Here is a 20,121-nt window from a genome sequence, read left to right as displayed (position 1 = left end):
CCGCCGCAGGAAGACCACCGGCGGCCTGGCCTGACATGCCCGCCGCGATAGCCGCCCGGGCCGCCACGACACCTCCCCGTGGCGGCCCGGCCCGCGTTCTTCCGTCCGCCGTGCGGCCGTCTCGCCCGGACGCCGTGCAACCATCGGATGCGCCGGACTGTCTCACCTGACATCAGTCACTTGGACTCTTCGGGGGAGATCATGGTGCGCAGCACAACCGTAGGGGCGATGGCCGCCCTCATGACCGCCGCACTGGGTGTGGCCGCGGTACCGGCGCAGGCCGCGCCGGCCGCCGCTTCGCAGGTCGCCGCCTGCCCCACCGGCTGGGGCAGCCTCGACAAGGCGTTCACCGCCTCGACGGCGCAGTCGGTGCGGGACGTGCGGACCGGCCGCCACGACTGTTACGACCGGATGGTCGTCGACGTCCCCGGCGCGAGCGCCGACGGCCTGGGCTTCTCCGTCGGCTACGTCGACCAGATCCACCAGGACGGATCGGGCCACCCCGTCCCGGTCGGCGGCGGAGCCGTCCTGGAGGTGCGGGTGCACGCGCCCGCGTACGACCCGGAGACCGGCGAGGCGACCTACCCCGGTGCGTCGTCGGGACAGCCCCTGCCGGGCGTGGACCTCACCGGCTACGGCACCTTCCGCGACGCCAGGTTCGTCGGCAGCTTCGAGGGTGACACGCAGATCGGACTGGGGGTGCGCGCCCGGCTGCCGTTCCGGGTGCTGCGCCTGGCCGACCACCTCGTCATCGACGTCGCCCACTCCTGGGGCAGCACCCGCTGAGGCCGTGCCTCCGGTCGGCGGGCGTCCGGACAGGCACCCGCCGGCGGGCGGTCAGCCGCTGCCGGAGGCCGCGCGGGTCGCCGCGTAGAGCCGGCCGGTGCGGCGCGCCGCGTGCGACGCGCCCTGTGCGACGTGAGCACGGTTCGCCCACGTCACGGGCGGGCGGCGACGGGAGCACGGCGACGGGGCGGCGCAGACCTCCCCAGGCAGCGCCGCCCCGCTTCTCTCCGACGTCGTCCCGTCTGCCCCGGCCGGGGCACTTCACACCTGCCTCACGCGTTCTCTTTCCGTCCCTCGTGCCGGGTCGGGGCGGTGAGACCGCTCGATGCGGGTACCGGGGTTGTTCACCGGCACTTCGCGAGAGGACGACGATGGGTGGGGCAAGTCAACTCCGGCGGCTCAGGACCGCCTACGCGACGGGGACGGCGCTGTGGGGCGCCGCCCTGCTGCTGACGGTGGTCCAGGGCAGCGGATCGGCCCGGCAGACGGTGTTCCAACTGCTGATTCTGGCGGCGCTGCTGACCCTGCTGCTGTGGACGACGTGGCAGCTGTGGCACATGTCCGAGGACGAACGCGGCGGCAGGCGCGAGCGCGTGGGCGCCGGCGCGGACGGCGGCGGCCGGCCGGCCGTCCCGCAGCCGGCGCCCTTCCCCTGCGCCGCGTACGAGGAGGTCCGGCCCTCGTAGGCCGGGCGACCGCCGTTCCCGGCTGCCGGCACGGGCGGGACCACCCCTCCCCTGACGGCACGGGAGGGGCCCCCTCCCCTGACGGCACGGGAGGGGCCACGCCTCCTGCCGGTACGGACGGGACCGCCCCGCCTGTCGGCACGGGCGGGGCGGCGCGGCCGGAGTCATCCGTCCGCGCCGTCCTCGGCCTCCCAGCGCAGCAGGTCGCCCGGCTGGCATGCGAGCACTTCGCAGAGCGCGGCGAGCGTGGTGAAGCGCACCGCCTTGGCGCGGCCGTTCTTGAGCACCGCGAGGTTGGCCGGGGTGATGCCGACGCGCTCCGCCAGCTCACCCACGGACATCTTGCGCCTGGCCAGCATCACGTCGATGTCGACGACGATCGGCATCAGATCACCTCGGCGAGCTCGGCCTGCATCCGGGACGCCTCGACGTCGCGGGCGACGGCCTGCGCGAGCAGCATCCGCAGCACGAGCACGATGAGCGCGACCCCCAGGACCGCGAGGGACGTCCCGCACACGAGGAGGACCACGCCCGGGGCGACGGCCTCCCCCGGCGCCAGGACGACCGCCAGCGCGAACACGAGCAGCGCTGCCGCGACGAACGCGCCGGTCACGATGTCGACGTAGCGGAACGCGGCGTCGGAGAAGACCGTGCCGCGCCGCACCATCGTCACCAGCCGCCACACGCAGACCAGGACGACCTCCAGGGCGAGGACACCCAGCACCACGATGACGAGGAGCGGGGTGCGCAGGTACGCCACGTCCGCCTTGAGCCCCTCCAGGTCGATGGCGAGCAGCGGCACCATCACCGCCTGTACGAACACCGAGCCGGCGAGCAGTACGCCGAGCACGGCACGCAGAGCGAGCACCGTGAGCTTTCCCATAGCCCCTCCCATAATCGAGCAACGATGGGAATCTATCGATATTCGATAGGTACGGCAAGCGAGGTGCTCCCTCGGTCACCTGCCGGGGTCGCGGCGTGTTACCCGGGGGAACCGGGTCGAAAGCCGCAAGCGTCCTCGTGAGGACTCCGGGTAGGCGCATAATGCGGGCGGGTGGCCGGTCCTGACCGGACCCGTCCGCACGGGCGCAGGAGTTGTCGGTCGACGCCGAGGAGGTCGGATGCTGCAGGTCGTCCACGACCAGGGGCCGGTAGTGATCGCCGATCTGCCCGAGGAGGTCGACTTCGACACCAGCCCGGCGATCTCCTCGGCCGGGCACCGCCTCCTGTCCGCCGGCTGCCGCTATCTGATCCTGAACGCGTCGTCCACCGAGACCCTGGACTCCAGCGGCGTGAGCACACTGCTCGGCTTCTGGCGTCGCCTGGACGCCGAGGGCGGCGCGCTCGTTCTGGTGGGCCCCGCGGAGCATGTGCGGCGGATGCTGCAGATCCTCGGGATCGAGCAGTTCCTCGTCACGACGGAGACCCTGGCAGAGGCGACCGTCGCGGTGCGGGAACTCCAGCGGTCCTCCGGTCGCGCCGCCCGCCCCCACCTGCCGCCCGCGGACACCGCCTGACGCACGAGGCCGCGTCACCGGGGCGGAAGACGGCACGGGGAGGAACCGGACGCGGACACCCCGTCCCGCCAGGGGGCGCGCCGTATGCGCAGCGGCCCTCCGCCCTCGGACGGGTCGACGACGTGCCCGCCCCGCGTGATCTCGACGAGCCCCTCGGCCGCGAGCCGACGGGCCGCCCTGCGGGTGGGCTCCATGAGCGCGCGCCAGTCCTCGCCGTCGCCCGGACAGACGGCCCGGGCAGCCTCCGACGGACAGATGGACGCCCCGGGTGTGCGCCGGGACAGCAGCTCGAGAATCGAACGGGCCAGCTCGGCCTCGACATCGGACACGGTCCCTCTCCCTTCTCCCTCTCGCGGACCGGGGCCTCGGCACCTCCCCGCGCACCGGTGACCTGCCACCACGGTCCGCCCGTACGGCCCGCCGCGCACGTCGGGCAGCCGCTCGCGCACCTCGGGCAGCCGCCCGGGCCGTGGGCACCGCCGGCCGCAAGGTGACGGCCCGTTGACATGAGTACGCCACGAAGGGGCATCCGGACGGTCAGGTGAAAGGTACGAAAAGAGCGGACCGTTCGGACCGTTCGGACCGTTCGGACGGTACAGACGTCAACCGGGAGTTTCCGATGACGAGTTACGGCAGCCCCTCTGCCGCTTCCACCTCGCGCACGAACGGCCTGGCGATCGCGAGTCTCTGCTGCGGCATCATCGGACTCTTTCTCCTGAACATCGTCCTCGGCCCGCTGGCGATCGTCTTCGGCGCCGTCGCGCTGCGGCAGGCGGCGGCGGGGAACGGCGCCGGAATGGCGAAGGCCGGCATCGTCCTGGGCGTCGTCGACGTGGTCCTCTGGGTGACCTTCCTCGCCGTCGCCGCCGGCAACAGCGGGTTCAGCTGGTACGTGGGCGGCTGACGCCGGGCGCCGCACAGACGATCGCGGGGCCGTACCGGGCGCGTCGCGCCGGGTACGGCCCCGCGTCGTGTCCCCCTCGGGACGTCGTCCGGCCGTCGGTCCGCGGGATGCGGGATCAGGCGGTGCCGCAGGAGACCGTGGGCCAGGTCCAGTTGCCGTTGTGCTGGACGGTCACGCCCCAGTTGTTCCCGCTGCCGTCGGGCTTGGCGGTCAGCACCTGCGCACTGGGGTAACTGGCGCTGATGTTCCAGGTGGAGAGAATCTTCGCCGGGGACGGCACGTTCATCGTCACCGTCCAGTTGCTGGAACCGGAGACCGAGACATTGAGGTTGTACCGGTCACTCCACTGCTGGCCCGCGGACAGGGTCGCGGTGCAACCGGTGCTTCCCCCACCACCACCGCCCGAACCGGCGTCGCCCACGGTGATGCTGGAGCTGCCGCTGCTCTGGTAGCCCTCGGTGGCCATGATCATGTAGTAGTTGAAGCTGCCCAGGGTCATCCCGGCACGCGCCCAGGCGTCGAAGTGGTTGCCGGTGGTGATGGTGCCGCCCGTCCGCTTCGACTGCCGGACGCTCCAGTACTGGTCGAAGGTCTTGGTGCCCTCCACGGATGGGGCGTTGTACCGCGTCGTCCGATAAATGTCGTAGGTGCCGCCGTCGCTGGTGACGGTACCCATGAGCGTTCCCGTGGGCCGGTAGGTGCCCCAGTTGTCGACGATGTAGTACTCCACGAGCGGGTTCGACGTCCATCCGTACAGGGCCAGGTAGGCGTTGCCGGACGGGTTGAAGGTGCCCGAGTAGGTGACGCTCCTGCGGCCGCCGTTGCTCCAGCCCTTGCCGGCGACGAAGTTCCCCGTGTTGCTCCACTGGGTGCTGTAAGCGCCGCCGGAGCTCAGGTTCATGGAGACCGTTCCGGGCGCGTCGGTCCAGAACGAGTAGTAGTAGCCGTTGTCGGTACCGGTCTGGTTCGTGGTGATGACCGTGTCGGCGCTCGCGGCGCTCGGCAGGAGCAGCGCGAGCACCGCGGCCAACGCGGTGACCCAGACACTCCGGACCAGGGGTGCGCGGCGACCGCGACCGCTGCCTCTGCGTTCGGCGTACGTGTTCATGTCCGTGCTTCCTCCTCGAAGGACGGGGACGGGCGGGCTTCGCGGTCGAAAGTGTTGATCTGACCCCGTCAACAGTCAACAGTTTCGGCGAGACTTTCGAAACATTCGCCTGTCGGGGGGTGGCTCGTTATCAGTATTCGCGCTGTTCAGGCGGTGTGAACGGTCGACCGAACAGAGCGCCCGCCGTGCGCACGGAAATACAAGATCGACTCTTGAGTGAAGTGCTTCGAAACATTCGGAATTTTTCCGAAGTGCTTCTCCGCCCGATGCGCTCTGTTCGGCCGGTCCCGGCCGGGGAACCCGGTCTCCGCGCGAACCACCGACCGACAGGAGGCCGACGTGACGGACGAGCCGAACACCGGGGGTGAGCGGGACACCCGGCAGGACCCGACCACGCAGCACCCGCGTCCCGACTTCCCGCAGCAGGACCAGCCGCATCCCGGCTGGACCGGCCCCATGGACCCGCCGCCGGACCACGGCGAGGACTCCTACCGGGGTTCCGGCCGCCTGGAGGGCCGCAAGACGGTGATCACGGGCGGGGACTCGGGAATCGGCCGGGCGGTGGCGCTGGCCTTCGCCCGCGAGGGAGCCGATGTGCTCTTCACCTACCTCGGCGCGGAGGAGGACGACGCGCGCGAGACGTCACGCCTGGTGGAGGACGCCGGACGCAAGGCGGTCGCCGTGTCGTGCGACATCCGTGAGGAGGACGCCTGCCGGGCGCTGATCGACCGGGCCGTCGCCGAGTTCGGCACCCTCGACGTCCTGGTGAACAACGCCGCGTACCAGATGTCGCAGCCGGACGGCATCGAGGCCATCACGACCGAGCAGTTCGACCGGGTGATGAGGACGAACCTCTACGGCATGTTCTGGCTGACGAAGTTCGCCCTGCCGCACATCCCGGAGGGCGGAAGCATCATCAACACCACGTCGGTCCAGGCCTACAAGCCCAGCCCCCACCTGCTGGACTACGCGACGACGAAGGGCGCGATCGTCACGTTCACCCAGGGGCTCGCCCAGATGGTCGCCGACCGGGGCATCCGCGTGAACGCGGTCGCGCCGGGACCGGTGTGGACGCCGCTGATCCCCGCGACCATGCCCGACACCGCCGAGTTCGGCAAGCAGAGCCCGCTGGGCCGGCCCGCGCAGCCGGCCGAGCTGGCGCCCGCCTACGTCTACCTCGCCTCACAGGACGCGAGCTTCGTCACCGCGGAGATCCTCAACGCCACCGGCGGCACACCGCTGCCCTGAGCAGTGCCAGACCGGTCGTGACCGGTCACGACGACCGGTCACGACCCCTTGGCCAGCGGGTCGTGGCCCCAGTTCATCAGCGAGTGCCGCCAGCGCGAGTCCTCGACGTCCCCCGACGGCCGCTGCGCCGAGTGCCGCCGGATGTAACCGATCACCTTGCGCATATGGGCGTAGTCCTCGTCGGACAGATCGCCCTTCTTCGTGCGGAGGATGGAGACGATCCTGCGGCCCGAGGCGTGCCCGGTGGACTCGCCGCCGTCCTTGTGCTGCCCCGCCTCCCGCGATGGGTCGGAGGCCAGCCACTTCTCCAGCTCGGACGGCGTCATGTTGACCAGTTCCCGGAAGTCGTCCCAGGTCTCACGCCGGTCGTCGTCGGACGGCACCGGGCCTCACTTCTTCTTCTTGAGCGCGGACGGCTTGTGCACGGCCGAGCGGCCGGACTTGTCGCTGCGGACCTCGTACTGGGGCTCCTCCGGGGACGCGTCCACCGTGCGGCCGGCGGCCTTCGTCCGCTTGGTGATCTTCTTCTCCACGGTGCCCGTGGTCTCGCTGCCGTGACTGCTCCAGGCGACCTTGTCGCCCTTGGCCGGCTCCTTCTTGGGATCCTTCTTCCGGGAACTGTCCTTCGCCATGGTCGTACTCCTCACGGACTCCGGTGCGACGCCCCCTGCGCACCACCCTGCGGCCTGCCCCCGCGGCCCGCACGTCGGGACCGGCACCACGGCGGGACGACGGGACGGCGGGACGGGCACGACGACGGCCCCGGACGCTCGTCCGCACGCACGTCCGCACGCACGTCGGCGGTGCGGACGGCTGCCTGCCACCGAGGCACCGTCCGCACCGCCGGGGTCCTACAGCGCCCGCTCCAGGCGGTCCGCCAGCAGCTGCACGAACCTCGCGGGCTCGGCCGGCCGGCCTCCCTCGGCCAGCAGCGCGAGGCCGTGCAGCAGCTCCGCGCTCTCCGCGAGGGCGGTACGGTCCCTGCCGTCCCTGAACGCCTCGTTGAGCCCCTTGACCAGGGTGTGGCCGGGGTTCAGCTCCAGGATGCGCCGGGTGCGGGGTACCTCCTGGCCCATCGCGCGGTACAGGTTCTCCAGCGCCGGCGTCAGGTCGTGGGTGTCGGAGACCAGGCAGGCCGGGGAGACGGTGAGGCGGGAGGACAGGCGTACGTCCTTGATCTCCTCGCCGAGCCGTTCCCTCATCCAGTCGAGCAGGCCGGCGTACTCCTCGCCCTGCTTCTCGCGGTCCTCCCCGGACTCCGTCTCCCCGTCGGAGTCGAGGTCGATCTCGCCCTTGACCACGGACCGCAACTGCTTGCCCTCGTACTCGCCGACCGCGTCGGTCCACACCTCGTCGACCGGGTCGGTGAGCAGCAGGACCTCGATGCCCTTGGCCCGGAAGGCCTCCATGTGCGGCGAGTTCTCGATGCCCGCGCGGGACTCGCCCGTCATGTAGTAGATGGTGTCCTGACCGTCCTTCATCCGCTCCACGTACTGCCGCAGCGTCGTCGGCTCGGTGTCGTGGTGCGTGGTCGCGAACGACGAGACGGCGAGGAGCGTGTCGCGGTTCTCCGTGTCGGTGACCAGTCCCTCCTTCAGGACGGCACCGAACTCCCGCCAGAACGTCGCGTACCGGTCGGGAGCCGCGGCGATCATGTCCTTGACCGAGGAGAGGACCTTCTTCGCCAGCCGGCGGTGCATCAGCTGGATGTGCCGGTCCTGCTGGAGGATCTCGCGGGAGACGTTGAGCGAGAGGTCCTGGGCGTCGACGACACCCTTGACGAACCGCAGGTACGGCGGCAGCAGCGCCTCGCAGTCGTCCATGATGAAGACGCGCCTGACGTACAGCTGGAGGCCCCGCTTGTAGCCCTGGGTGGACAGGTCGTGCGGGGCGTGCGCGGGGAGGAACAGCAGGGCCTGGTACTCGAAGGTGCCCTCCGCCTGGAGCCGGATGGTCTCCAGGGGGTCCGTCCAGTCGTGGCTGATGTGCTTGTAGAGCTCGTGGTACTCCTCGTCCGTCACCTCGTCGCGGGACCGGGCCCACAGGGCCTTCATGGAGTTCAGCGTCTCGGGCTCGGGCGGTGTGCCGCCGTGCTCGTCGCCGCCGTCCCCGTCGCCGCCGTCCGCCGCGGTGCGCTGCTGGGGGACCATCCGGACGGGCCAGGTGATGAAGTCGGAGTAGCGCTTGACGATCTCCCGGATCTTCCACGGGGAGGTGTAGTCGTGGAGCTGGTTGTCGGGGTCGGCCGGCTTGAGGTGCAGGGTGATGGCGGTGCCCTGGGGGGCCTCGTCGACCGTCTCCAGCGTGTACGTGCCCTCACCGCGCGACGACCAGCGCGTGCCCTGGCTCTCGCCGGCCCGCCGGGTCACCAGGACGATCTCGTCCGCCACCATGAAACCGGAGTAGAAACCGACGCCGAACTGCCCGATGAGCCCCTCCGCGGCGCCGGCGTCCTCGGCCTGCCGCAGCTCCTCCAGGAACGCGGCCGTGCCCGAGTTGGCGATCGTGCCGATGAGCCGGGAGACCTCGTCGTACGACATCCCGATGCCGTTGTCCCGCACGGTGAGCGTGCGGGCGTCGCCGTCGGCCTCGATCTCGATATGCAGGTCGGACACGTCGGCGTCCAGCGTGTCGTCCCGCAGGGACTCGAGGCGCAGCTTGTCCAACGCGTCGGAGGCGTTGGAGACGAGCTCACGCAGGAAGACATCCTTGTTCGAGTAGATCGAGTGGATCATCAGTTGGAGGAGCTGACGGGCCTCCACCTGGAACTCAAACGTTTCGGTCGGCATGGTCGTGACTACCTCTCCGTCCCCGACGTGCAGAACTGACTGACGGCAGCACTGTAGATCAGCCGGTCACCGCATCCGCACGGATCCGGACGGGTCCGTGCGGATGCGAACGGGTCCGTGCGGATGCGAACGGGTCCGTGCGGATGCGAACGGGCGCCCGCGGCCGCCGGGCGTACGCCCCGGTCAGGCGGCGCGGTCACGGGGGCGCGCGGTCCATGCCGAACCCACCGTCGGGCGGGCCGACCCCACCGTCGGGCGGGCCGACCTGACGCGGTAGGTGGTCTTCGACGGGTCGTGGACGGGCTCGCTGAGCGCGATGCGGCCGGTGGCGCGCAACTGCTCGCACACATCGGTCGGCAGGGCGACGTAGCAGCCGCCGCGACCGGAGTCGGAGTCGACCGGCCGCCAGTAGCTGTACCGCCGGCGTCCGCTCGCGTACTCGGTCGCGAACACGGTGGTGCGGCTGTCGGAGAGTATCCGCAGGACCTCCGCCTCGGGCGAGCGGAACGAGGGCGAGGAACGCACGGGGAACGGCCCGGGGGCCTCCCCGGCGGGGCTCCGGCCCACGCCACCGCCGTCGGGCCGACGGCCCGGTGGAGTGCGGGGAGCCGGCAGGCGCCCCGCGGGTCGGGCGGGTTCGCGGCGGCGTTGGAGGGAACAGGTGGAGCGCTGGGCGTCGGGGGCGGCGGAGGGGAGGGGCTGGACCTGATCGAGGGTGAGCGGCATCGCTGTGGCCTTTCCGGGAAGGGGTACTCGACACCGCTTACCCGTTCGGGCCGGTGTTGATCTCTCTTCCCGTCATTCTCGTGCACAGCACCGACATTGGTCAGGCATTTTGCTGCACACCGCTGAAAATGTTCCGACGTTCTCGCGCGCACCCCGATGGTGCTCAGACGCGCAGCGCGGTGTGCAGGCGGACGGTCGTGCCGTCCTCGGGGGTGGAGCGGATCTCGACGAGGTCGCACAGCTGGTGGGCCAGCCACAACCCGCGGCCGCCGGCCTGGGCGCCGCGGGGTCTGCTCCGCCCCGCGAGGGGGTCGTCGATGTACCCGCGGTCGTGGAACTCGCAGATCAGGCGGTCGTCGTCGGCCCAGGTCCGCAGGGAGCCCTCGCCGCCGCCGTGCTGGACGCTGTTCGCGGCGATCTCCGTGGCGGCGACGTGCAGCTCCCGCAGCCGCAGCGCGTCGAGACCGTGCCGCCGGGCGCACTCGGCGATCTTGGCGCGTACCGCGGCCATGTCGCCCTGCCGGTACCGCAGTTCGTCGTACGGGTCGCAGGGCGGGGCCAGCGACTCGAACGGGTAGGCCGCCTCCGGGTCGAAGCCGTCGTAGGGGTGCGAGCGGCCGTTCCTGCGGACCTCGGGGTGGCAGCGCGACATCGTCTTGAGGTCGGCGTACAGGCCGTCGGTGTCGTAGGGGCACAGCAGCCACCAGGCGGGGCTGTCGGCGAAGGCCTTGTTGAGCAGCCACTCGTGGTAGTGGAGTTCCTGGATCTCGGCGCGGCTGCGCGCGTCGTCCCAGGGGGACTCGCCGATGCCCCGGACGGGGCGGCCGTCCGCCGCGTGCTCCTGGATCCACCGCTGCCAGGCGTCGATGAGGCGTCCGGGGTGGTGGGCGACGGATCCTGTGTCGACGAAGCGGACGGTCGACAGCTCGGGGAGTTCGGCGCGCAGCAGCGACACCTTCTCGTGCGGGACGGCCACGACCACCGCCTCGTCGCCGTCGAGCGCTTCCTGGATGAAGCCGAGCGTGCCGTCCAGAAACTCCTCGCGGCCCCGGTACGGGTACAGCTCGTGCCGGTACCCGGTGGCCGGGGCGGCGGTGTCCTGCGACAACCGGTCGGTCATGGCGCGATCACCACCGGTACCTCGGGCGCGGCGAAGCCGGAGAGCTCCCAGCACCGCCGCACTATGTCGTTGGCCCCCTCGAGGATCACCACGCGGCCGGGCAGGCACCTGGCGGCGTCGGCCAGCGCGCTCATGCCCGCCGCGTCGAAGAACTCCAGGTCGTGGCAGATTAGCCGCACGGTCGGGGCGTGGGTGAGCAGGCTGCGCAGCACCGCGCCGAACGCCGCGGCACCGTCGGAGTCGATCACTCCGTTCACCGTCCAGTGACCCTCTCCGGTGCGGTACACCCGGAACTCGGGTGCTGCGGGCCGACTGCCCACATGGTGCGGATGCACGCATCTGACCTGGTCGAGCGTGGGAGGGTCCCAGTCGGCCGGCCGGTAGGTGCACAGCACCATGGCGCCGCTGTCGGCGGCGAACTCCTCCAGATCCAGTTCGCTCTGGAGCATGGAGTCCGGCCGGGCGCCGTCGTGGCCGGCCGTCACGTGGCGCAGGATCCGCAGGGCGCGATAGCCCTCGCGTCCGACGCTCGCCGCCTCGCGGCGCACCGCGGCCAGCAACGAGCCCTCCAGCACGGCCGGATCGAGCACCACGGGCGCCGGCGTGTCGGGGAGTTGCCGGGCGGGTCCGCCGCCGGCGCCGACGATGACGACCTTGTCGCCGAAGAGCGCCCCGTCCGCCACGAAGGCACGGCTGCGTTCGACGACGTTGTCGGCGGGCTCCAGGAGCTGACAGAGGTGATCGCCGCTCTCGACCTCGTCCAGCGTCGCCAGGCTGCGCGCCGCTCTCACCGGTGCTCCCCTCATCACTCCTTCACCTTACTCGCGCCCTGGCCGCCGCCCTCCGGGGGCGTCCCCGCTGCCTGCCCCCCTCGCCGTCTGCCCCCCCCTCGCCGTCTGCCGTCTGCCGTCTGCCGCCTACCGTGCCGCCGGGTTCCGGTCCGTCCGGTCGGCACGCGCCGCGCGGGCCTCGCGGGCCTCGCGGGCCCACCCGAGGACGGCGGGGGCGCAGAAGTCGGCGAAGCGTTCGTAGTCGTCGGGGGTGTTGTAGACGTGGGCGGACAGGCGCAGGTATCCGGTGCCCGCGAAGCTTGTGAAGGCGGTCTCGGCGCCCAGCTCGGCGACCGCCCGGTCGCGCAGCGCGTCGGCCTCGATCCGGGTGGCCGCGAGACCGTCGGGCAGCGGGACCAGTCGCATGCCCGGTACCGGCATGCCGACATCGGCCGCGGCCGCCGGGCCGTCCGGTGTGCCGAGGGCGGCTGCGACGACACGGGCGCCGTAGTCCGCCAGGTCGTCCATGTAGCGGCGGGCGGTGTCCCAGCCCCGGGCGGAGCCGATGAAGTCCAGTGCCGTGGGCGCGGCCGGCCAGCTCGTGGCGTCGAGGGTGCCCTGCTCGTCGAACCGCGCGGGGAAGGGTTCGTCCGCGTTCCAGGAGCCGATCAGCGGGTGGAGGCCGGCGCGCAGCGGGCCGCGGGCGACGAGCGCCGCCGTACCGCGCGGGGCGCACGCCCACTTGTGCAGGTTGCCGACCCAGGCGTCGCACACCAGGCCGTCCAGCGGCGCGGCGAGGAGTCCGGGGGCGTGCGCGCCGTCGACGAGAAGAGGGATGCCGCGCCGGGCCGCCTCGGCCCCGACGCGCTCGACCGGCATGCGGCGGGCCGTCGCCGAGGTGATCTGGTCGAGGACGATGAGCGCCACGCCGTCGTCCACCTCGGCCAGCACGGCCTCGTACGCCTCGGTGGCGCCGGCCGCGAGCGGCACGCGGCGGTGCGCACGCGTGTGCCCCAGCGCCGGGCGAGCCGCTCCGCGCCCATGGTGACGGCGCCGTATCCGTGGTCGGTGACGACGATGTCGCCTCCGGGCCGCGCGGCGAGGGCGGCGTACACGATGCCGACCCCGGCGCCCGCGTTCGGGACGAGAGCCAGGTCATCGGGGTCGACGCGCAGGTGGCCGGCGAGGCCGGCCCGGACGGCGGCGACGCGTTCGGGGAGGTCCCCGAACCACTTGACCGGTGCGCGTTCGGTCTCGGTGCGCAGCGCTTCCTGCCGTTCCTGCGCCACCCTGGGGACGGCGCCGAAGGAACCGTGGTTGAGGTGCAGCATGCCGGGGTCGAGGCTCCAGGCCAGGGCGGCGGGCCGTCCGTCGGGCAGAAGCAGGGGGTGGGGCGCGGGGCAGGGCGCGGGGCGGGCCCCCGCACGGCCCCCCGCACGACCCCCGGCACGGCCCCCGGCACGGTCCGTGGTGCGGGTCTCGGGGTCGGTCATGTGACTCCTGACGGTGATGGCGCCTGGACCCGGCGGCCTTGACGCGCGGTCACGACAACGAGGCGGCAGCGGTGTCCTCGCAGCCGGCGGGGTCCTGCCGTGGGGACGGGACGGGGACGGGACGGCGTCCGAGCCGGCACGGGACGCGCGTCACAGGTCTGCCGGCGCGCGGACGGGGCACCAGGGCACCGACCACCGCATCCGACCGTGAAGGAGCTGCGCCGATGGCGAAGAACCTGACCCCCAAGTACACCGTCCCGGGCATCGAGCGGGAGGCGGCCGGCCGGCTCATCGGCGTGCTGCGGCTGCGCCTGCACGCCCTGAACGACCTGCACCTCACGCTGAAGCACGTGCACTGGAACGTGGTGGGCCCCCACTTCATCGCCGTGCACGAGATGGTCGACCCCCAGGTGGACCGCGTCCGGGACATGGCGGACGACGTGGCGGAGCGCATCGCCGCGCTGGGCGGCGTCGCCCAGGGTACGCCCGGCGCCCTGGTGGAGGAGCGGAGCTGGCAGGACTACTCCATCGGGCGGGACGACGCGATCGCGCACCTCGGCGCCCTGGACCTGGTCTACACGGGCCTCATCGAGGACGTCCGGAACGCGATCAAGGAGGTCGGCGAGATCGACCCCGCGACCGAGGACCTGCTGATCGAGCAGCTGAGGGACCTGGAGCAGTTCCAGTGGTTCGTCCGAGCGCACCTCGAGAGCAGCAGCGGCACTCTGGCGACGGCCGACGCCGGCACCGAGAAGGAAGCGGCGGCGCGGGGCGCAGAACTGGGCTGAGCGGACACCACGGGGCGCCGGGCCGGGCCGGGCCGAGTGGGATACGGGGAGCGGCTCACCGCCGTACGGGCGCGCCCGCGGGCCGGCTCCCGACGGCGACCGGCTCAGCGTCGCCCGGGGGCCCGGCCGCGGGCGGCGGATCGCCGCGCTCCCCCGCCGCGCGCCCGTCACGGGTGCTTCGCGGCCCGGCCGGAGCCCGTCGGCGTGCGGGGTGCGTGCGTCGGCCGTGCGTGCGCTCCCCCAGGGGCCGCCGCCCGCCCCTTTACAGCCGGGCCGTACGGCTTCACCCCGCTTTCGGCGGGTAGACGCTGCCTCGGCGGCGGACGGTCGTCGCTGCCTCAGCGGCACCGATCGGGAAGGGGAACACCGTGGACGGATCAGCGGTACGGGCCGTGGGCTGGGCCCGCGCACTGCCGATGGACAGCACCGTCAAGGAGGCTCGCGACTGGGCCCGCCGACATCTCGACACCCTGGGCTGGACCAGCAGCGACCCGGAGACGGTGGACGCCGTCCTGCTCACCGTCTCCGAACTGGTCACCAACGCCCACCGGCACGCGCGCAGCAGCGCTCAACTGGTCCTGGCCTGGGACAGCCGCTGCCTGCACATCTCCGTCCACGACGCGTCGGCCGACCTGCCGACCCCGCGTCCGCCCAGTACGGAACGCATCGGCGGACGCGGCATGCTGCTCGTCGACGCGCTGGCCGACAGCTGGGAGACCCGTCCCTGCCCGCACGGCAAGACGGTCACCGCGTGCTTCCGGCCGTCGCCCGCCGCGTCCTGATCCGGACGGGCCCGCGCCCTTCGGGTGGGTCAGGTCGCGGGGGCGGTGCCCGACTCGTCGGCGTGCCGCCCGGCGAGCGGCGGTGAGGCGTCGCAGGACCGGCCGGTGAGATGGTCGGCGGTGCCGGTGACGTCCAGCATGCGCACCAGGTGGGCGGGCCGGTTGTCGAGGTGCAGGGCGATCCCCTCCGGGTGCGTGCGCCGGCGGAGCATCAGCAGCGCGGACAGCCCCGTGGAGTCGAGCACGGTCAGCGCCGCGCAGTCCAGGCGCAGGTCACGCGGTGCGGCTCCGTGTTCCCGGGCGTGCGCGTCGAGGGCGCCCGTCACCAGGGCGAGGAACAAACCGCTCGTGTCGTAGTCGAGTTCGCCGCCGATCGCGACGGTGAGGGCGCCCGGGCGGGAGGCCCGCGTGGTGACGTGGAAGGAGGGGTGCGTGCTCATGCGGGTGTTCCTGTGCCGGGGACCGAGGGGGAGGGAGGGTGGTCGAGGGTGGCGGCCGTCTCCTTCAGGAAACTCTGGGCGCGCGGGAAGTCGTGCAGGTGTCCGGTGAGCACGGTCAGGCCGAGCCGCAGCGCGTCGACGGGCACCCGGCGGACGGTGAGGATGCCGGCCGTCCAGGCGACGAACCTGCCGAAGATGTCCGGGTCGTCGAAGTACAGCGCGGTGGCCAGGAAGTCGAGGATGTGGCAGAGGTCCTCGGCGGTGCGCTCGTGCTGGGCGGGGGTGTACGACCGCATGGCCGGGTACCGCTCCTCCAGGTCGTGCAGCGCCTGTTTGACCAGGGACGACCGGTTGCGGGTGACGAACGTGTACTCCTGGTCGGCCAGATGGGGCAGGTCGTCGACCTGGTGCCGCGGCACGAAGGCCTGCCGCGCCTCGATGCCGGCGTCGAGCAGGTCGGCGGCGTCCCTGGCGTCCCGTGCCCAGGCGTCCGCGCGGACGGCGCGGGCCTGACGGCCGTCGGGGCCGAACGCGGCACCGCCCGCCAGGACGGGTACCCCTATCGACTGACAGGCGGTCAGCGCCGCGTGGGCGGTGGGCAGATGGGTGGGGATCGACGCCGACAGCAGGACGGCCTCGGGTCCGGTGGCGTGCAGATGGGCGATCAGGTGGGGTGTCGGTACGTGCGCGCCGAGGAAGTCCACCTGCCAGCCCCGGCCCCTGAGGGTCTCCGCCACCAGACGGGCCGGCAGGGCGTGCCACTCCCCGTCCACGCAGGCCACCGTCACCCGGGGTCTCGTCCCCGACCGCGGCGGCGGGCGCCGGGCGAGCGCCGCCACGGCGCGGTCGTTGATGGCGGTGGCCACATGTTCGTCGGCCACGGTGATCCGGCCGGCCGCCCATTCCTCACCCACCCGCCGCTGCACGGCCGCGATGACGTCGAGGAGCAGGCTCTCGGCGGGCCACCCGTCCCGCGCGGCCGCGCTCACCACGTCGATCGCGCCTGTCTCGTCGGCGTCCAGAGCCGCCGCCCACAGCCGGTCCCGCAGCCGGGACACCTGGTGGTCGGCCGTTCGGCCACCTGTCATGCGCCGTCCTTTCCGCTCCCGCCGTGTGCGGCGGCTGTCCGGGTGTGTCCGTCGACGAGGTGGAGCGGCCCCCGGCCGCTCATGGGGTTGGTGATGGCGAGGGTGGCCATGTCGTCGTGCGGACCCGGGCCCAGCCACTGGGCGACGAGCATCTGTACGCGTTCGACGACGGCCTCCGCGGGCATCCGCGCGCAGGCGGCGAGCGCCTCGCGCAGCCTGCGCTCCCCGTACAGCTGGTCGCCGAGGGGGCCGCCACGGGCCTCGGTGATGCCGTCGGTGTAGAGCAGGCATGTCTCGCCCGGGGCCAGTACGGCGCGCGCGGTGCGGGCGCGTGCCCGGGGGATGGCGCCGATCAGCTGGCCGGAGGTGTCGGCCTCCTCCACCTGTCCGTGCCGCCGCACGATCAGCGGCGGCAGGTGGCCGGCGCTGGTCAGCCGCAGGTGGACCTGTCCGGCGCGGCGCCGGGCGGAGGCGAGGACCAGGGTGGCGAACCGGGTGTGGTGGGAGTTCAGCAGGGCGTCGTTGAGCAGGGTGAGGACCTGCTGGTGGTCGCCGGCCAGCGGCAGCAGGGCCTGGAGGACGCTGCGGATCTTGCCGGTGAGCACGGCGGCCTCCAGGCCCTTGCCGGCGACGTCGCCCAGGACGACGAACGTCTCCTGCGAGGGGTCAGTGCCGGGGTGGACGTCGTAGAAGTCGCCGCCGACGCGTTCGTGGTCGCGGGCGGCGCGGTAGCGGCCGGCGTAGCCCACTCCGTTGACGTGCCGCAGCGTCGGGGGGAGCAGTTCACGCATCAGCACCGCGGTGATGGAGGACTGCTCGGCGTAGAGGCGGGCCGCGGAGAGGGCGGCTCCCGCGCGGGCGGCGAACAGCCGCGCGAAGACCTCCTCGCCCTCGTTGAACGCCCGTTGGCTGCTGGACCGCAGCAGGACGAGTGCGCCGGCCGGGACGCCGTGCCCGGGCAGCGGGGTGACGATGACGGAGCCGATGGGACCGGTGAAGCCGGGCGGGATCGCCCAGTCGGGGATGTCGTCGGGGCTGATCCAGCGGGCCGGCACGGGCGGGAACCCCTGGATCGCCTCGGTCAGTCCGGGCACCTCCCCGGTGTCGATCAGCCGCATCGTCTGGGTGACGGGGCCGCCGCTCTCGGCGTACGTCAGCGGGTGGTGGCGTCCCTGGGCCGGGGCGACGATGACGGCGGCATCCGCGATGTGACGGGCTGCCATGCGGGCGGTCACCTCGAGACAGTGGTCGACGTTCAGGGACGACAGGAGGGCGCTGGAGACCTCGGCGAGGACGGCGGCCCGGTCCTGGGAGTCCTTGAGGGCCTGCTCGGTGTGCCGGAGGTCGGTGTCCTCCACCAGCCACCACACCACGTCGCCGTGTTCGCCGGGGCCGGCGGTGGGATGGGCCTGGAAGGTGCGTCCGGTGATCGCGCCCGACGCGGGGTGCGGGGACCGGGCGTCCGTGCCGGACCGGCTCAGTCGGTGGTGCGCGTCGGACAGCCAGCGTGGGGCGGTCCGCTCGAACCAGTCGCCCCCGGACGCGTCGGGGAAGAGGGTGCGTGCGGCTTCGTTGATCTCGACGACGCCCCCGTCGCGGCCCACGACGAGGACCGGGTAGGGAGCGCTATTCCACGACGCGCCGACGCTCGCGGCGCCGCCGTGCGGACGGGCAGGGGGGCCAGGCGAAGGAATCACAAGCAGGGGAACGCATGGTGCGCACCCCACCCCCTCTCTGCAGCTCGAAACTGTTGACCTTCGACAACCGTCTCGTACTCGGTACGGCCCGCGCAACCTCGTGACGCGTTGTACACGAATCCGCCCCGCCTCCCGGTACACCACACGCCTCCCCCCGGCGGCGGTCGCGTACGGGCAAGGCGTCCCTGGTCACCGGCCCTGGCCGTGCCCTTGCCGCGGGACCTGTCCGCGGGGTGTCTCCGCCCCGCCGGCGGGCCGGCCCTTCTCCGCCGCGGGCCGTGTCCGGGCGGTGTGCGCGGGGGCGGGGCCCGGCGTCCGGGTCCGGGTGTCCGGCACTCGGTCACCGGCGGTCCGGCGGTTTCCCGGGGCCGGTTCCGACGCGCCGTCACCGCCCCGGGACACGGAGGTACGGCTCGACGGGACGGCCGGAACGGACTCGCGGGCCGCCGCGGCGCTGCCGGCCCCGGGGTCGGCGTCGTGGTCGGGCAGGTCGCCGGCGGCGGATCCTGCGGCGGCGGATCCGGAGAGGGAGACGCCCAGCAGGGCGGCGAGCAGCGCGGCGCCGGCGGCCGCCGGCGTGCGCCGGCCCGGCCGCCGGACGGCGGGGCCCCGGTGCCCGGCGCCGGCCGCCCGCGCGGGCCGGCCGAAGCGGGAGCGGAACGCGGTCGCGGCCCGCTCCCCCACCCGCCGGCCGCCCCGGTGCTGCCCCGACGGACGCCCGGCGGGTGTCGCGGCCGTCTCCAGGGCCGTCAGCGCCCGGGCGCACGTGAGGGCGTCGGGGCGACCGCATGTGTCGAAGGCGGTCATGGCCTCCAGCAGACCGGCCAGACCGGCCAGTTCCCCGTCGAGACCGGCGGGAACGGCCGGCCGTCGGTGGAGGCGGGCCATCGCCGCCTCCAAGGGGACACCGGGGTACTCCAGTTCGCCCTTGAGGCACTCCAGCAGCGTCAGCCCGAGGGCGTACACGTCCACGGCGGGGCCCGTCCCGTCACCGGTGACCTGTTCGGGGGCCAGGTACGCCGCCGTGCCCACCAGCACTCCGGTCGCGGTACGGGCGCTGTCGTCGATCCGCCGGGAGATGCCGAAGTCGGTCAGGTGCGGGGCGTCCTGCTCGTCGAGGAGGATGTTGGACGGCTTGACGTCGCGGTGCACCACTCCGGCGGCGTGCACATGGGCGAGCGCCGTCGCCAGGTCCGCGCCGAGGGCGCACACGGCGGCGGGGGTCAGCCGTCCCGCGGCGATGCGGGCGCGCAGCGTGGAGCCCCGGACGAGCTGCATGACGAGAAAGGGCAGGTTCTCGTCGCGGCCGACGTCGTAGACGGTGACGAGTCCGGGGTGGTGGAGCCGGGCCAGCAGCAGCGCCTCATCGCTGAAGCGTTTCTCCGCCTGTGCCTCGCCGCCCCTGAGGAGCTTCACCGCCACCGGGCGTCCGAGCCGCAGGTCGAACGCCTCGTGGACGTCGGCGGCACCGCCCCGGCCGAGCGGGGCGTCCACCCGGTAACGGCCCGCCAGGACGCGTCCGCCGAGGGGTTCCGGCACCGAAGGCCATGGGCGTACCGGCATGTGTTCCCCCCAAGGGACGGGTGTGGACGGCGGTGGATCCGTGGGTCCGTGGACGGCGGTGGATCCGTGAATCCGTGGACGGCCGTGGATTCGTGGACGGCCGTGGATCCGTGGATCCGGTGAATGCCGGGGCTCCGGCGGGGACGGCGGGCGGGTCCGGGCGAGGTGACGTCCACGGGTCGTGCCGCGCGGGGCGTCGTCGTGCCGCGGCCGCCCGCCATGAGGCCTCGGGTACCCGCCTGCCCGGCCGTCACGCCCGGCCGGCCGGGGTCGGGGCTCGGGGACTGCGGACCCCGGCCGGGGTCCCGGGGGACCGCGGACGGAAGCTCGGGGACCGCAGCGCGGAGGCCCAGGGACCGCAGACGAAGGACTGCGGCGCGGAGGCCCCGGGGACCGCAGGCGCCGGCCCAGAGACCGCAGGCGAAGGCCCAGGGACCGCGGCGCGAAGGCCCAGAGACCGCGGGCGGAGGCCCAGAGACCGCAGGCGAAGGCCCAGAGACCGCAGGCGGAGGCCCAGAGACCGCGGGCGGCCGCGAAGTGGACCGTGTAGGCGGAGACCGCGATCCAGACGCCGGCGAGGATGACGAGTTCCTCGACGGCCGCCACTCCTCTGGTC

21 protein-coding genes and 1 pseudogene are annotated in these 20,121 nt (G+C 73.0%); 7 read left to right on the top strand and 15 right to left on the bottom strand.

Features of this window, described 5'->3' with window-relative positions:
* Window positions 1–201 precede the first annotated feature (201 nt).
* On the top strand, window positions 202–786 hold the full coding sequence (locus tag ACFV9M_RS39755; protein ID WP_385077941.1) for a hypothetical protein: 585 nt from the start codon (window positions 202–204) through the stop codon (window positions 784–786).
* 371 nt (window positions 787–1,157) lie between these two features.
* Complete coding sequence (locus ACFV9M_RS39750) at window positions 1,158–1,472, top strand: hypothetical protein (protein WP_385077943.1); 315 nt, start codon at window positions 1,158–1,160, stop codon at window positions 1,470–1,472.
* Window positions 1,473–1,636: 164 nt separating this feature from the next.
* Here the strand turns inward: ACFV9M_RS39750 and ACFV9M_RS39745 are convergent, their stop codons facing one another.
* The gene (locus ACFV9M_RS39745; RefSeq protein ID WP_385077946.1) at window positions 1,637–1,858 is read right to left on the bottom strand and encodes a helix-turn-helix domain-containing protein; all 222 of its coding nucleotides are present in this window, start codon (window positions 1,856–1,858) and stop codon (window positions 1,637–1,639) included.
* Window positions 1,858–2,355: a DUF2975 domain-containing protein gene (locus ACFV9M_RS39740; protein WP_385077949.1), complete on the bottom strand. Its 498-nt coding sequence runs from the start codon at window positions 2,353–2,355 to the stop codon at window positions 1,858–1,860. Before ACFV9M_RS39740 ends, ACFV9M_RS39745 begins: the two co-directional genes overlap by 1 nt.
* Window positions 2,356–2,593: 238 nt before the next feature.
* On the opposite strand from ACFV9M_RS39740, the gene ACFV9M_RS39735 reads away from it, so the two are divergent.
* Complete coding sequence (locus ACFV9M_RS39735) at window positions 2,594–2,989, top strand: STAS domain-containing protein (RefSeq protein ID WP_385077951.1); 396 nt, start codon at window positions 2,594–2,596, stop codon at window positions 2,987–2,989.
* Window positions 2,990–3,003: 14 nt separating this feature from the next.
* On the opposite strand, the gene ACFV9M_RS39730 is transcribed toward ACFV9M_RS39735, so the two are convergent.
* The gene (locus ACFV9M_RS39730; RefSeq protein WP_385077953.1) at window positions 3,004–3,318 is read right to left on the bottom strand and encodes a DUF3253 domain-containing protein; all 315 of its coding nucleotides are present in this window, start codon (window positions 3,316–3,318) and stop codon (window positions 3,004–3,006) included.
* Window positions 3,319–3,608: 290 nt separating this feature from the next.
* On the opposite strand from ACFV9M_RS39730, the gene ACFV9M_RS39725 reads away from it, so the two are divergent.
* Window positions 3,609–3,893: a DUF4190 domain-containing protein gene (locus tag ACFV9M_RS39725; protein ID WP_385077954.1), complete on the top strand. Its 285-nt coding sequence runs from the start codon at window positions 3,609–3,611 to the stop codon at window positions 3,891–3,893.
* Window positions 3,894–4,008: 115 nt separating this feature from the next.
* Here ACFV9M_RS39725 and ACFV9M_RS39720 read toward each other — a convergent pair whose 3' ends face one another.
* Complete coding sequence (locus ACFV9M_RS39720; RefSeq protein WP_385077957.1) at window positions 4,009–5,001, bottom strand: glycoside hydrolase family 11 protein; 993 nt, start codon at window positions 4,999–5,001, stop codon at window positions 4,009–4,011.
* A 339-nt stretch (window positions 5,002–5,340) separates the two neighbouring features.
* Here ACFV9M_RS39720 and ACFV9M_RS39715 point away from each other — a divergent pair, with 339 nt between their 5' ends.
* Entirely contained in the window at window positions 5,341–6,249 is a 909-nt protein-coding gene (locus tag ACFV9M_RS39715) for an SDR family oxidoreductase (RefSeq protein WP_385077960.1), read from the top strand.
* Window positions 6,250–6,287: 38 nt separating this feature from the next.
* On the opposite strand, the gene ACFV9M_RS39710 is transcribed toward ACFV9M_RS39715, so the two are convergent.
* From ACFV9M_RS39710 to ACFV9M_RS39680, 7 genes and pseudogenes are all read right to left on the bottom strand, one after another.
* On the bottom strand, window positions 6,288–6,632 hold the full coding sequence (locus ACFV9M_RS39710) for a DUF3140 domain-containing protein (protein ID WP_385077962.1): 345 nt from the start codon (window positions 6,630–6,632) through the stop codon (window positions 6,288–6,290).
* Between the two features lie 6 nt (window positions 6,633–6,638).
* Window positions 6,639–6,881: a DUF2945 domain-containing protein gene (locus ACFV9M_RS39705; protein WP_385077964.1), complete on the bottom strand. Its 243-nt coding sequence runs from the start codon at window positions 6,879–6,881 to the stop codon at window positions 6,639–6,641.
* A 219-nt stretch (window positions 6,882–7,100) separates the two neighbouring features.
* Entirely contained in the window at window positions 7,101–9,038 is a 1,938-nt protein-coding gene (gene htpG, locus ACFV9M_RS39700; RefSeq protein ID WP_385077966.1) for a molecular chaperone HtpG, read from the bottom strand.
* A gap of 183 nt (window positions 9,039–9,221) precedes the next feature.
* Window positions 9,222–9,605: a hypothetical protein gene (locus ACFV9M_RS39695; RefSeq protein WP_385077969.1), complete on the bottom strand. Its 384-nt coding sequence runs from the start codon at window positions 9,603–9,605 to the stop codon at window positions 9,222–9,224.
* Window positions 9,606–9,927: 322 nt separating this feature from the next.
* Window positions 9,928–10,884 carry an anti-sigma factor RsbA family regulatory protein gene (locus tag ACFV9M_RS39690; RefSeq protein ID WP_385077972.1) on the bottom strand — a complete coding sequence of 319 codons (957 nt, stop codon included), beginning with the start codon at window positions 10,882–10,884 and terminating at the stop codon, window positions 9,928–9,930.
* A complete protein-coding gene (locus ACFV9M_RS39685; protein ID WP_385077975.1) occupies window positions 10,881–11,690 on the bottom strand; it encodes an MEDS domain-containing protein in 810 nt (269 codons plus the stop codon). The genes ACFV9M_RS39690 and ACFV9M_RS39685 overlap by 4 nt, the downstream gene beginning before the upstream one ends.
* Window positions 11,691–11,801: 111 nt before the next feature.
* Window positions 11,802–12,985, bottom strand: a pseudogene (locus ACFV9M_RS39680) (aminotransferase class V-fold PLP-dependent enzyme).
* Window positions 12,986–13,371: 386 nt separating this feature from the next.
* Here ACFV9M_RS39680 and ACFV9M_RS39675 point away from each other — a divergent pair.
* Both ACFV9M_RS39675 and ACFV9M_RS39670 read left to right on the top strand, forming a co-directional pair.
* The gene (locus tag ACFV9M_RS39675) at window positions 13,372–13,935 is read left to right on the top strand and encodes a Dps family protein (RefSeq protein WP_385077977.1); all 564 of its coding nucleotides are present in this window, start codon (window positions 13,372–13,374) and stop codon (window positions 13,933–13,935) included.
* Window positions 13,936–14,351: 416 nt separating this feature from the next.
* A complete protein-coding gene (locus ACFV9M_RS39670; protein ID WP_385077988.1) occupies window positions 14,352–14,717 on the top strand; it encodes an ATP-binding protein in 366 nt (121 codons plus the stop codon).
* 29 nt (window positions 14,718–14,746) lie between these two features.
* Here the strand turns inward: ACFV9M_RS39670 and ACFV9M_RS39665 are convergent, their stop codons facing one another.
* From ACFV9M_RS39665 to ACFV9M_RS39650, 4 genes are all read right to left on the bottom strand, one after another.
* Entirely contained in the window at window positions 14,747–15,157 is a 411-nt protein-coding gene (locus ACFV9M_RS39665) for an STAS domain-containing protein (RefSeq protein ID WP_385077979.1), read from the bottom strand.
* Complete coding sequence (locus ACFV9M_RS39660; RefSeq protein ID WP_385077982.1) at window positions 15,154–16,245, bottom strand: B12-binding domain-containing protein; 1,092 nt, start codon at window positions 16,243–16,245, stop codon at window positions 15,154–15,156. The genes ACFV9M_RS39665 and ACFV9M_RS39660 overlap by 4 nt, the downstream gene beginning before the upstream one ends.
* The gene (locus ACFV9M_RS39655) at window positions 16,242–17,849 is read right to left on the bottom strand and encodes a PP2C family protein-serine/threonine phosphatase (RefSeq protein ID WP_385077985.1); all 1,608 of its coding nucleotides are present in this window, start codon (window positions 17,847–17,849) and stop codon (window positions 16,242–16,244) included. The genes ACFV9M_RS39660 and ACFV9M_RS39655 overlap by 4 nt, the downstream gene beginning before the upstream one ends.
* Window positions 17,850–18,131: 282 nt before the next feature.
* Window positions 18,132–19,481, bottom strand: a complete 1,350-nt coding sequence (locus ACFV9M_RS39650) for a protein kinase (RefSeq protein ID WP_385102697.1) — start codon at window positions 19,479–19,481, stop codon at window positions 18,132–18,134.
* Between the last annotated feature and the right edge of the window lie 640 nt (window positions 19,482–20,121).

The organism is Streptomyces sp. NPDC059895, assembly GCF_042731035.1.
GTDB lineage: Bacteria > Actinomycetota > Actinomycetes > Streptomycetales > Streptomycetaceae > Streptomyces.
This window is presented reverse-complemented; position numbering and strand designations above follow the sequence as displayed.